Origin of the sequence: Verrucomicrobium sp. BvORR034 (assembly GCF_000739635.1) — a bacterium.
In the GTDB taxonomy this organism is placed as follows: domain Bacteria; phylum Verrucomicrobiota; class Verrucomicrobiia; order Verrucomicrobiales; family Verrucomicrobiaceae; genus Verrucomicrobium.
On record NZ_BATQ01000179.1, the window covers coordinates 91,498 to 104,942 of the forward strand.

The 13,445-nt window shown below is 63.4% G+C and carries 4 protein-coding genes; 1 reads left to right on the forward strand and 3 read right to left on the reverse strand.

All coding sequences use genetic code 11. From position 1 onward, the window contains the following. Positions 1-537: 537 nt before the first annotated feature. Positions 538-1,824 carry a DUF1501 domain-containing protein gene (locus BV034_RS31775; protein ID WP_050030966.1) on the reverse strand — a complete coding sequence of 429 codons (1,287 nt, stop codon included), beginning with the start codon at positions 1,822-1,824 and terminating at the stop codon, positions 538-540. A 51-nt stretch (positions 1,825-1,875) separates the two neighbouring features. Beyond that, positions 1,876-5,619 (reverse strand): DUF1553 domain-containing protein, encoded by a 3,744-nt coding sequence (locus BV034_RS31780; RefSeq protein ID WP_050030967.1) that lies wholly within the window; start codon positions 5,617-5,619, stop codon positions 1,876-1,878. Between the two features lie 421 nt (positions 5,620-6,040). Between BV034_RS31780 and BV034_RS31785 the strand changes: the two genes are divergently transcribed. Then, a complete protein-coding gene (locus tag BV034_RS31785; RefSeq protein WP_050030968.1) occupies positions 6,041-7,288 on the forward strand; it encodes a PQQ-binding-like beta-propeller repeat protein in 1,248 nt (415 codons plus the stop codon). Between the two features lie 245 nt (positions 7,289-7,533). Here the strand turns inward: BV034_RS31785 and BV034_RS31790 are convergent. Beyond that, a partial coding sequence (locus tag BV034_RS31790) for an autotransporter-associated beta strand repeat-containing protein (RefSeq protein WP_265593692.1) occupies positions 7,534-13,445 on the reverse strand: 5,912 nt, incomplete at its 5' end.

Below are 13,445 nucleotides of genomic sequence, written 5' to 3' on the forward strand. Positions count from 1 at the left end.
TCTGCCCGCTGCGCGGGAGACTCAAGACCAGAAGACCTAAGACATAAAGACTGAGCTCACGCATTAGGGGATGCCGTGCAGTCGACGCTAGCAACGCGCCCCTCAGGCCATGTAGAAGAACCGTCCCAGTTCTTGCTCGCGCATCACCCAGCGCCCCCAAGAGCCGGGGCGGCTCTTCTACAGTGAGGCTCAGCGGCGTCTCTTGCCGAAGGCCTCATCGGGAGACAGCGGACTGAGCGGGGCTGGCCCCCCCGTCTCCCGTACTGTTCTTTGTGCCTTCGTGCCTTGTGTGAGAATGATCGTCATGTGACGTTTGGCACGGACCGGGACAAGAATGTTCCTCACTCCTTCTACTGATCGCTTGGTTGGGGCGTGTTTTGTGATCCGCGCAGGCTAAAGCCTGGACTCCGTACAGCTTCGGTCCCAAAGCCTTCGAACTGCCCGCTGGCATTACCGGCCACGCACTCTGGTGCGCCAGCTCAGGTCCAATCTCTGGCGTCTTCTGTCTTCTAGTCTTTTGTCTGCCCGCGCAGCGGGCTAAAACATCGCCGCGATCGGCTTGCCGCCGTCCGTGATCGGCACGGGTCTCCCGGCTTCATGCAGCTCTTTGTTGGGGTGAATCCCCATCGCGGCATGAATGGTCGCGTGGAAGTCTGCGATGGAGACGGGGTTCTCCAGGATCTTGGAGCCTTGGTCATCATCCGTCACGCCATACGCGCCGGTGTGCTTCAAGCCGCCGCCGGCAAGCAGCAGGGAGAATGCGGACTGCTGGTGCCCGCGGCCACCGCGACTGTCGAACCCAATGGGCCGGCCGAACTCGGTGCCGATGGCGATCACCGTCTTGTCGAGCAGCTTCTTCTGCTCCAGATCGAGGATGAGCGCGGAGAGCGCGTAGTCCAGCTCCTGGATGAGGACGTGTTGGTTCTGCTGCCCTTCAAAATGCGTGTCCCAACCGGTGCCGTTGATGAAGTTCATGTTGTGCGAGACCTCGATGAACCGCACGCCGGACTGGATGAGGCGGCGGGCCAGCAGGCAGCGCTGGCCGAACTCCCCGCCGTAGCTGGCGCGCAGCTCCGCAGGCTCCTCGTCGAGCTTGAAGTTTTTCATGAACCCGGGGCCGGACCAGCGGTGGGCCTGCTCCTGCATGATGGCGTAGTCCGCCAGCGCAGCGTCCCCCTGCTGCACCTGGGTGGACTGGGCCATGAGGCGGCTGCGACGCTGCAACTGGGTGTCTGAGAGTCCTGTGGCCGGGGTGAAGCCTGCGGGGCCGCTTTGCGTATCGGTGAGGTACACAGGGGCGTACTTGGGGCCCAGGTAGCCAGGGCCGCGGCTCACGTTGGGATAACCGATGAGCATGTACGCAGGCACGTTGTCATCCAGCGCGCCGCGCTGATGCGCCACCAGCGAGCCGATGGAGGGATAGATGACGGTGCCGCTGATGAGCCGCCCGGTGTGCACGAGGTTCGTGGCCAGGGCGTGCTCATCCGCAATCGTATGAAACACAGAGCGCACCGCAGTCATGCGGTCGGCGATCTTGGCCGAGCGGCGGAGGTGCTCGGTGAAGCGCACGCCGGGCACATTGGTATCGATCACATCATAGTCCGTGCCCGCCACGCGCGGGGTGGAGCGGGAGTTACCGCGGTGCTTGGGGTCGAAGGTATCGATCTGCGACATGCCGCCGCCCAGCCAGATGAAGATGCAGTGCTCGGCCTTGCCCAGCGGCACGGAGGCAGCAGAAGAAGAGGCCAGGCCCGGGGTGGCAGTGCCCAGGGCGGCGCCAGCGCCGAAGAGGCCACTGCGGATGAGGAAATCACGACGGTTCATGAAAGGAACAGCAAAAGATAAAAGGTGATGAGGGAGAAAAGAAGGACGACGTCAGCGGATGTGGATGGCCTCGGGCTTGTTGATCATCATCCAGAGGAAGTCCTCCATGGCCTCGCGCCAAACGGACTGCAGACGGGTGGTGGCGGGATCGCCCCGACGGGCGGCGGATTCGATATCCGACGCGAGCGCGTTGGCGGGCCCGTCGAGATGGTTGGACCAGGTCACGTAGAGGGATCGCTTGCGTTTGCCCTTATCCACCGCAGGCGGTGCGGTCTGGGCGCGTTCCTCGAACCCGGGCCGCAGCAGGGCCACGCCCTCCTCCAGCTCTTTCGCAGCGGGCTCACGGGTGAGCAGGCGAAGGTACACGCGCTTTACCAGCTCCTCCGGCGACTGTGCTTCCAAGGCCAGAGGCACCATCTCGTGCTCCTCACTCAGGCGGGTGACCCACGCGCTCATGGTGCCGTTGGCCAGCACGGCGGGTTGCAGCACATTCGGCGCGCTCTCGCGCACGGTCACGGGCGACTGACGCGCGCCGCGCCAGCCAAAGGACTCCAGCACGGTGAGCACGGCCTGCACGCGCGGCAGGGTGAGGCTGGGGCGGTCGCGCTCGTTGGACGTGGAGGTAAGCATCCACGCGCGGGTGGCCTGGCCCATGGTGCGCTGGTTCGAGATGCCATCGAGGTCGAAGCATAATTCCTCGACCCGGAAGGGCTTGCCCGCGGCGGAGAAAAGTGAGTCCACCACCTGCTCTGCGCTCATGGTGCGGGGCGCGGGCGCCACGTAGAGGGCCTCAGGCTCCTTCAGCAGCGGGGAGCTCTGGCGCTGGTACGCATGGGACTCAAAGATGAGCTGGCATACGGCATTCACGCTGTAGCCGGAGCGCACAAACTCCCGCGCGAGCCACTGCAACAGCTGCGGGTGGGTGATCTCGGACTTCTCCCAGTCATTGGGTTGCGTAACCAGGCCGCGGTTCATGAGGCGATGCCAGATGCGGTTCACGATGACCTGGGCGAAGCGCTCATTCTGTGGCGCGGTGATCATCGCAGCCAGACGGTCGCGGCTGCTCTGCGGGTTCTCCGCCAGGGGCTCAGCAGCCTTGGCCTCGACGAACTGCGGGAAGGGCCACACGGGCTGCACCTTGGTGCCGGGGGCCAGAGTCACCTTGATGAGCGGCTTGCGACCGCCTGCGCTGAGCTTGTCCATGGGCACGCTGCTGGTGGCGGGCACCACCAGGGGTTCGCGGTTTAACATCGCGGCCAGCTTGAAGAGATCCTCCTGTTTGGACTCGTGGCTGGGGGAGTCGTGACAGCGGGCGCACTTCATCTCCACGCCCAGGAAGGCCCCGGCGAGGATGAGCCCCTTTTCCGCAAAGGGCGAGTCGTTCTGCCCCGCGGTGCCAAAGCCCGCCGGGCCGCCGTTGTTGGCATCGCCCTCCATGCGGATGAGCTCGGTAACGATCGCATCCATCGGCTTGTCATCCACCAGCGCCTCATGCAGCCAGAAGCGGAAGGGGCCGGTGTTGTTGAGGCTGCCAGAGAGGAGGTTGGGATTCTCCGCCAGCACGTCCTGCCAGTAGCCCATCCAGTGATCTGCCCGGCGCGGATCGGCAAAGAGGCGCTGCATGGCGCGGCTGCGACGCTGCTCTGGAGCCTCCGAAAGATAGGTGCGGATCTCCTGCTCCGTCGGTGGCACGCCCACGGTATCCAGCGTGATGCGGCGCAGGAAGGTGAGGTCATCCGCCAGGGGCGGCAGTTCCAGCTGCGTGACCTGGAGCTCCGGCCAGTTGGCCCCCTGCTTGATCCATTCCTCCAGCAGGGTTATTTCCTGCTCGCTCAAGGGGCTGCCGTGAGGCGGCATGACGGCATCGGGATCGGTGCTGCGGATGCGGGCGATCAGGGAGCTGCTCTTCACATCTCCCGGCACTACGGCGGGCCCGTCGGATTCACCACCCTGGTGCGCGGAGTCGGCGAGGTCCAGCCGCAGATCGCCCTTGGCCTTGCCGCCCTTGTGGCAATCGTAGCAGCGGGACTCCAGCAGCGGCTTGATCTGCTTGAAGTAATCCGGCCCCTTCCCCTGCTTCGCCTGCTGTACTGCCGGTTTCACAGCCTCGATCTTGGCAGCGATGAAGTGGTCAATGGCATTGTGCGCGGGATAGCCCTGCGGCAGCGCGGGCACGGCCACGGGCGGGACGCTCTGCAGCCATTGGTTCGCGGTATCACGACGTTTGCCCCAGTACGGCTGCTGGCTGGCAAAGGCGGCCCGGCGGGTGTCTTGATTGATCTGGGCGATGTGCCCGCGACGCTCGACCTCATAGGCGGCCCATCCGGCATCGGTGTAAGGCACCTGCCGTTTCGGCGCGACGAGCTGCCAGCTCTGCTCCCCTTCGCGGGACCAGGCCACGACGGTCTCCCCCAGGCCGGGCCGCTCTGTGCCAAAGATCGTTTCCAGAACCACCAGCGTGGGTTTCACGCCATCCGACTCAAAGGTGCCCCAGCGCTCGCGGTTGCCTGGAGGGGCGAAGCGGAAGTCCGGCCCGAGGTCGAGGTACTGCTCCTGCTCGGTGGTGAGGTGGTGGCCGTTGAGGTTGGTGGGTTGCAGCTCGGTCTCCATCACCACCTTGCTGTCCAGCATGAGGCGGGAAACTCCGCGAGCCCGCAGCAGGATGCGGTGCTTGCCTTTCGGGAAAGTGATCGCGGCACTGGCCCGCAGCATCTGCGCCGCCGGACGCGCGGCGCGCACGCCCGTCTTCGTGTAATCATACGGTAGCTCGAAGAAGCCGAACGCATCCTCGTCCATCACCTTCGTGGCCTTGAGCACCTGTTCCGGCCATTGGCGGCGGCTGGGCACACCCTCGCTGCACAGCTCCACGCGCACGTGGTCGGGCTTCTGCTGCAGCACCTGGGTATCAATCACCGGCACCGGCGTGTGGATGGCGTAGTCGCGGTCAAACTCATGCTCGCGCTTGATGCCGCGATAGAGGGAGACCTGGTCGATCCGGCCGCGATACGAAGCCTTGGTTTTCTCCTCGAACGCCCCGCCCATCACCAGCGGCTCCGCATTCGTCACCGGCCCGCGCTCTGTGGAGTGGCCTGACTGCCAGCTCCCGGAGAAAGGGATGTTCCGCCCGTTTTGAAACGGCAGCAGGCTGGTGGGATCGCCAAAGGTGAAGGTGAGGCCGAACTGATGCCACACGTACGGCTCCAGCGGCATCTCCCCGCTCCACCACTGGTGCCGCTTGCGCGGGGCCTTGGGGTCCTTAGTCTCGCTCGTGAAGGCAAAGCCCAGGTTGATGACGCGGCGCTCCGTCTTGCGCAGCACCATCACGGCGTAGTTCAGGTCATCGTCCGGCTGGTTCGCCCGCTCCGGGTGCCCCTTGCTCAGCAGATACACCGGCTTGCCAACCGGCAGATCCTCCGCCGCCAGCCAGAACTCGACCGAGATGGAGTCGCCGTGGCGGAAATCCAGATTCAGCCCCGGCTGCGTGGCCGTGTTGGCACTGGCCAGCACCCTCGAGGGCGTGTCCGCCGCAAAGAACGCCGCCCGATTCCCCTTCCCAAAGGCCGGATACACCGGCGGCAGCGGCCCCTCCTCCAGCGGAGTCAGTTGCGGAGCGGAGGCGGGATTCGCTTGATCAAAGGACTCCGCAAACAGCAGCACCGCCTTGGGCGAGGACGGGTTCGCATCCATCGCTACCGCCTGGGCTGCGATCAGCCAGCCCAAGGCCAGCGGCAACGCGCCCAAGCCAAGGGGGAACGACGACAAAAACGTGCGAGGGACGGAGACAGAGAAAGACATGAAGAAACCGCAACGCACCTCATCAGAAAAATCCCTCACCACTAACACTTATGGGGGATGTTTTGACCCACTTCGTGGGAGACAGAAGACTTGAAGACGAAAGACAGAAGACATGAGCTCGCGCACCCAAGGACACGCCCAACGGAGCAACCCTGTAGCGCAGATTGGCAATCTGCTGTGCCGCCGATTGGCAATCGGCCGCTCCGCTCCAAGCGTCCCATGACGACGCGATCCGACCCGACCTCCAAGCGCCAGCTCAGTGCGAAGCTGTTCGGAGTCCAAACAGAGCCCCGCCAGCCACATCAGGAGCCCCCTTTGTGCCTTCGTGCCTTTGTGTGAGGCTTGAGAAACCCCCGCACCTCACGACGTACCTGCATTCCCTGCCTCGCCTCGCCTCTCCCCGTCCCGTCCCTCCCGCTGCATGAACCCGTCCCCCTCCACTCCCACCCGCGCCTTTCTCGCGCTCGCGATCGCCGTCCTCATCACCACGCCGTGCTCCGCCGCGGACTGGCCTGCCTGGCGGGGTCCGACGATGGACGGCCATGCGGCCGCGGGGCAAAAGCCGCCGCTGAAATGGAGCGAGAGCGAAGGCGTGCTGTGGAAGACCCCGGTGCGCGGGCGAGGGCATGGCTCACCTACCGTCGTGGGCGGACACGTTTATCTGGCCACGGCGGACCTGGAGACTGAGGAGCAACTCGTGATCTGTCATGACCGCGCCACGGGCAAGAAACTCTGGGAAACCGTGGTCCATCGGGAGAATCTGAATACCAAGGGGCACCGCATCGCCTCCCAGGCCTCTTCCGATGTGGTCAGCGATGGCGAGCGCTTGTACGTGAACTTCCTCAACAACGGCGCCATCTACACCACGGCGCTTGATGCCACGGGGAAACAGCTCTGGCAGCGCCGCGTCTCTGACTTTCAGGTGCATCAGGGCTTCGGCTCTTCACCCGTCCTCTACCAGTCCATCGTGCTCGTCTCCGCCGACCATCGGGGCGGTGGCAAGCTCACAGGCCTCAACAAGATTACCGGCGAGATCGTGTGGCAGCAGGACCGGCCTCCGGTGGCCAACTACGCCTCGCCCGCTGTCGTTCACGCCGCGGGAAAGACGCAGGCCGTGCTCGCCGGGTGCAACAAGGTGGAGAGCTTTGACCCGCTGACCGGCAAGAAATTGTGGAGCATCGACGGGAGCACCGAGGAGACCGTGCTCACCGCCGTCACCGATGGCAGCCGCGTCTTCATCGGGGGCGGTTATCCCAAGAACCACACCATGGCCATCGAAGCCGACGGCTCCGGCAAGATCGCGTGGGAGAACACCACACGCGCCTATGTGCCCTCCATGCTCATGAAGGATGGACACCTCTTCGCCGTGCTCGATACCGGCCGGGCCGTGTGCTGGAAGGCTGACACCGGAGAAGAGCGCTGGTCAGAAAAGGTGGACCGCGAATTCTATGGTTCCCCGGTGATGGTTGACTCACGCGTCTATGTCACCAGCAAAGCGGGCGTCACCTCCGTGTTCGAAGCCACGCCGGAGAAGTTCGCCCTGCTCGCGCAAAACACACTCGGCGATGAATCCTTCAGCACCCCGGCCATCTGCGACAACCGCATCTACATCCGCTCGGCGAAGACTGAGCCGAATCGGCAGGAGTATTTGTGGTGCGTGGGCAAGTGAAAGACACAAGACCTGAGCTGTCGCACGAAGTGGTGTGCCCTGAGGATCTGGGCACCGCGGGTACGGCGACTGAGCGGGGCTGGGAACCGCCGCCTCCTTTGTGGTCAACGCTACGCTGATCGCGGTCAGCTATGCGGGAACTCATGTCTTGCAGTCTGATGTCTCCCGCGCAGCGGGTCTCCGAGCAGGCTGCCCCATGCTCTTCACCTAATTCAAACCGATGATCCGCAGCTCAATGACCCACTTTATGTTTTGGAGTTTGACTTGCGGCGGCGCAGAAGGAGGCACAGTGCGCCCAACAGCATCAGGCCGGCACGACCGGGCTCGGGTACAATGCTCACCACGCCATCCGTGTAGAGTTTGCTGAAGTCCCAGGTGTAGCCTGAACCCTGGATCACATTGGCAAAGCTGCTTCCAATCGTGAATGTTGTCTGGGACCCTGAGGTGAAGGTCACGCCAGTCCAGTCGACGAGTTTCCACGAATCCCCGAAGGTCCAGTTGGCGATGAGGTTGGGATTGGCAATGTCCAGGGTGACTCCAGTGCCCAAGGTGAGCTGACCGTTGAGATCAAGATGGTCTGAGCTGTTGGTGCCGCCGGTGCCTGCAGAAGTCAGGTCAAAGGCGAGGGAGCTGCCGGTGTTAAAGACCAGCGCTCCGCTACCGTTTGTCGTGACAGTGAGCGTGGCAGCTTGGGCGGTGGTCAGGGTGGAGTCGCCCACGGCGAGAGTGCCGTTGACGGTGATGCTCTGCCCTGCGGCGGGGGTGATGAATCCTGAACCTCCCAACGTGGCACCAGATGCCACGGTAAAGGCACCACCTCCAGAGTTCGTACCATTTACCAGCAGAGTGCCTGCAGAGACGGTGGTGCCGCCCGTGTAGGTGTTGGTCCCCTCCAGCTTGAGGGTTTTGCCGGCGCTGGTTTTCACCAAAGCGTCGCCGCCATTGATCTGGGCCACGTTCTTGAGGGTGCCGCTGGAGAAGTTGAGCACATTGATCTTGCTCGCTGCGGTGCCGATGGCATTTCCCGTCATGTCGAGCGTGCCGCCATCGAGGTTGATGGTGGCGCTGGTCGTGCCGGGGCCGCCTTCACGAACGATGTTGCCGCGGACGGTGAGGAGGGAGCTGTCCAAAATGTTGATCTGGGCCTGCGCCGTGGATTTGCTGTTGCCGCTCGTGGCCTGCGCCGCGCCCGCCATGCTGATGGCCGTGCCACCGGCTGCCGCCTTGACCTCCACCGAGGCGTTGCCCGTGATATTCAGAGTGACGTTGGCGATGCGTTCCTTGCCCACATCCTGGCCGGACACGGTCGCGCCGGTCACTCTGGCCATGGCCAGGATGCCCTGCTGGATGACGGTGGTACCGCCGCTCAGGTTCATGGTCACAAGGGTGTCCCGCAGGGAGGCGGCACCATTTCCGCTGGTGTTAAGGCCACGAACTCCCATCGTCAGAGTGTTCATGTCCATCGTGCCGGCACTGAAGGAGAAAACGGCCGAGGAGGTGCTGCCACGAGGCTGGGTCCCGATGTTGACATCACTGAGCAGCAGGTTGGCCGTGTGGCCGCTGAGATCAAAGATGTTGGTCACCCCGGTGCCTCCCGTGCTTGCATCACCCGTAGCGATGTTCAGCGCGGTGCGCGAGCCTGCCGAGATGCCAGAAATGGCGACGGTGCCTCCCGCGTCGGCAAACGAAAAGGAGCCGCGGTCGCGGCCTCCCGTACCAACGTTCAGCGTGTTCACCCGCAAGACGTTGGTCCCGCCGCCCAGCACCATCGAATGGGTGGCCCCCGAGGAGCCGCCACCGACGTTGACGGTCCCCGCGGTGATGTCGTTGTTCTGCGCCAGGATGATCGAAGAGTCCCGGTTCGTGGACTGGTTGTCGCCCTGGCCGATGGAGATCGACCCGGAGGCCCCCAGATTGGCGGTGAACGAGTTGAGGGCGGAAAGGTCCATGATCGCCTTCGTGGTAATGTTGGTCCCGGTGGCGACCGCCACACGGATCGTGCCCCCATTGTTGTTGACCACCAAGTTGCCTCCTCCAGTGACGTTGAGGCGGGTGGTCGCATTGTTGAACGCGCTTGTGGAAGCGGTTGGACCCACTTGGATGTTGCCATTGACGGTGAGGGTCTTGCCGGCGCTGACCACAATCTCGTTAACGCTGGCCTCCGTTGTGGTGTTGACGTTGAGCCCTGCAATGGCCTGGTTGAATCCGGTCAGATCCAGTTTAGCCGAAGAGGTGCCTTCACCCATCACCACCACCGTGCCGGTGGGCAGGGCGTTGTCCACACCTGTCGTGACAGAGCCCGCATTGATGGCGGTGCCACCCGTATAGGAACTCTGACCATTGAGGCGCACATCTCCTGTTGTTGTCTTCGTGACTGGCCCAGCGCCGGTGAGGGAGATGTCCACCACACCGCTGCGGAGGGCAAAGCCAGCCGTGGTGCCCAAGGCTGAACCTGCTCCGCCCGTGATCAGGCCGCCGTCCAGAGTGACTGACCGCACCGAGTCAACAAACCCGTTAAGATCGAGAACTCCTCCTGCGTTCACGGTCACGCTGGACTCAAAGCCAACTTGGTTGGATGCCAGCCAGCGAACCGTGTCCGTACCGGTCCCGTCACCCACGAGCAGATCCCAACGGACGGCATCCACGCCTGCTGTCTTGTTAAGGGCGAGAACCCCACCATACACCCGCGTGGTGCCAGAGTGGGTATTGGCGACGGTGCCACCGAGGGTCAGGGTACCGGCGCCGGTTTTCGTCAGTTCCAGCGTGGGCAGAGATCCGCCATTGCGAATGACTCCGTTGAAGGTGCTGCTCACATCACCCGCGCCCACAGTCAGCAGGGACACCGTCCCATCGGCCAGGTTTTCCACCGCGCCCGTCCCTTGCAGTCCCGCGATGGTTTCGCTGAATCCATTCAAGGTGAGCACCCCATTGCTGTTCAGCGTCACCAGTGACGCGTCGGCGATCTGGTCTGAGGCAAACATCCGCACCCGCACCGTGCCCGGCCCTCCGGACTGCCCCACCACGAGGTTGCCGGTGATGGCATTGATGCCAGGGGACTTGGCCAGTTCCACCTCGCCACCCAGGACCTGGGCGGTGCCAGTGTAGGTGTTGGCCATGATCCCGGAGAGGCGGAGGATGCCGTCTCCCGTCTTGGTCCAGCCGTTGCCTGCCAGGATCCATGACAGGTCCAGGCGGGTGCCGGTTGCGGTGTCGATCTCAGGGGCGGAGTGGGCCAGGTTCACCGTGGTGCGCAGGGTGACATTCTGAGAGCCCGCAGCGAGCGAGATGGCATCCTGGCTGTTGATCTGGAGGGTGTAGGTGGAGTCATCGAGCAGCAGGGGGGAGGCTGTATCCTCGAACTCCAGGGAACCCACGCTCATATTGGCCCCCAGCCGCATGTTGTCGCGGTTCTGTGCGCCGGAGGCAGAGAAGTGAATCTTCGTGGTGGAACCAGGCACCAGGGAGGTGTTGTGCTCCGGGAGCCCGGCCTGGTTGGTGACCCAGTTGCTCAGGGTGGAGCCGTTGGACACTGCCCACACATTGCCCAATCCAGAGCCGTAACCGCCCTTCCACCAGAGCTCCGTGGGGATGGAGCCAGCGCCAAGCACGGTGAGGTTCAGGAATACACTCGTGGCCGTGGAGCCCACACTGTTCACCGTGAAGTTGGTGGCATTGTAGTAGTTGCCCACCGTGTAGGTGGCGCCGTTCAGGGTGCCAGTGAGGGACTTGATGACGTCCAGATTGTAAGTTCCCGGTGTCGCTGGCAGACCTGGCACGCCGTGGAAATCCACCACAATGGAACCGGTGGCGGACGCGGCACCTTGCACGTCGATGAGATTCCCCACGGAGACGCCGATGGTGGCGCCGTTCTCCAGAACCAGATCATGCAGAACGAGGTTGCTCCCCGCTGCGGCGGCACTGAACTGGAACGCTGCCCCGGAGGCCACGGTCACCCCCGCGCTGTCGCGCAAGTTGTTTGTCTGCGTGGCGATGACGGTGCCGGCGTTTACCATGGTCCGACCGGTGTAGGTGTTCAGCCCCTGTAGTTCCAACACGCCGCTGGTGGATTTTACGAGATTGCCGCCTCCGTTGAGGTTGCCCAGGTTGCGCAGCACCCCGGCTTGGGCGTTGAGGTTGACGATGTTGGTGGCTGCCCCAATGAGATGGCCATTCATATCCAGGATGCCGCCATTGAGATTGATCGTGGCGGTGGAGGTGCCTGCGCCGCCGACTTTCACAATGTCTCCCAGTATGGAGACTTCCGCATTGGTGGTGAGATTGATCGTGGCGTTCGTCAGGGAGTTTGCGATCTCCGACTTCGCCATCTGGATGGCCACGCCACCCGTCTGACCAATGGTCACCTTGGCCCCGCCGCCGATGTTCAGGGTGGCATTGATCGTGTGGATTCTCGTGGTGTCTTCCGTACCGGAACTGATCCGGCTCACGGCTCCCATGGCCAGGATCCCCTCACTCATGTTCACCGTGCCGCCGCCGATGTTGAACTCCGCATCTGTGCTCCGGTCAGCCGCGCCGTTGGTGTTGTTCGCCGTCGTTCTCGTGCCCAGAGTCAGGTTCAGGAGGTCGAGCTTGCCCTGGTCAAATGAGAAATAACTTTTGTAATTGGTGGCGCGGGTCGCCTGTGTTCCCACTTGCACCGCTCCCAGGTAGAGATCCACGTCGTGGCCGCGAACGTCGAAGTGGTTCACGTTGTTGCCGCTTGAGCTGCCGGTGTTGCCGCTGCCGCCGCCCACAATCAGGGCCGCGCGGGAGACGCCATCGGCAGCCCGGATCACCAGCGTGCCACTGGCACTCTGGAACGCCAGCTTGCCGAAGTCACGTGAGCCCGTGCCCAGATTGATGGCGTCCACATTGAGGGTGGTTCGTCCGGTTCCGAGAAATACTGCATTGGTGTAGTCGTCCGCGCCGGCCATCTGGCCACCGCCACCGATGGTGAGCGTCTTGGCAGTGATGGTGGTGGTCTTTGCTGTGTAGAACTCCGACCTGGCGTTGGTCGATGCGGACGAGTTGTTGCTCACCTGGACGAGGCCGTTGGTGGTGTTGAGCATGATGTTCAGCGTTTCCAGATCCCGGAAGTCTGCCACCACGTTGTTTCCAGCACCCGCAGTGCTGCCGGTGTAGCCGCCGATGACGACCGACGCGCCGCTGGCAGCGTTCGTGATGTTCATCGTCCCTGCGCCCGAGGCGTTGAAGAGTGTGGTCGTGAGAGCGCCCGCGTTCGAGCCGATTCGCACCGCACCATTGATGTTCAACGACTGGCCGGCTCCAATGAGCACGCGGCTGACATTGGTGGTCGAGTTCGTCTGGGCCACCATGGAGGTGAAGGTGCCGTTGGCGGTGGTCAGGTCCAGCGTGCCTGCAGTGGCGGTGGTGCTGGTGTTGCCGAACTGGAGCTGTGAGGAGAGGCTCTGGTTGCTGCCAAACTTGAGGGTGCCATTTGCGATGGCTGTGGCCCCGGTGAAGCTGTTCGCGCCGGAGAGGGTCAGGGTGCCTGTGCCCAGCTTGGTGAGGGCGACGATCATGTTGGTGTTGGTGCCATTGGAGATATTCCCCGCGAACTCAGAACTCTCATTGCCAGCACCGACGCCAAACACAGCGGTGCCTGCGGTGGAGCTGGTGACGGTGCCTGCGCCCGTCAATCCGCCGATGGTTTCATTGCGCGCCTTCAGGTCCAGCGTGTTCCCGGCGTAGATTGTGACATCAACACCGTCTGCAATCTGCTCAGCAGCATTCAATGCCACCGTGGCCCGGAGCGTTCCCACAGAGGGAACCTCTTCACCAATGATCAGCTCGGAGCCCGAGATGGCGGCCTGACCGGCCGTCTTGCCCAGGTTCAGCGTGCCCTGCTCAATGCGGGTGACGCCGGTGAAGGTATTTGCCTCTGCACCCGTGATGTTGAGCACACCAGCGCCTCGCTTCGTGAAGCCGTTCCCGCTCAACACGCCGGCGAGGTTGATCGTGCCCAGTCCCAGCTGGGTACCGTCCGTCATGCCGGTGGTGATGAGGGGAGTGGCCGAGGCAAGATTGACGTCAGCGTTGAGCGTGAGCGCCCCGGCATTGTGCGCCACAAAGATGGAGGGCGTGCTGGCGGCAGAATCGCCCCCGACGATGGTGAGAAGATAACCGTCATCATTAAGCG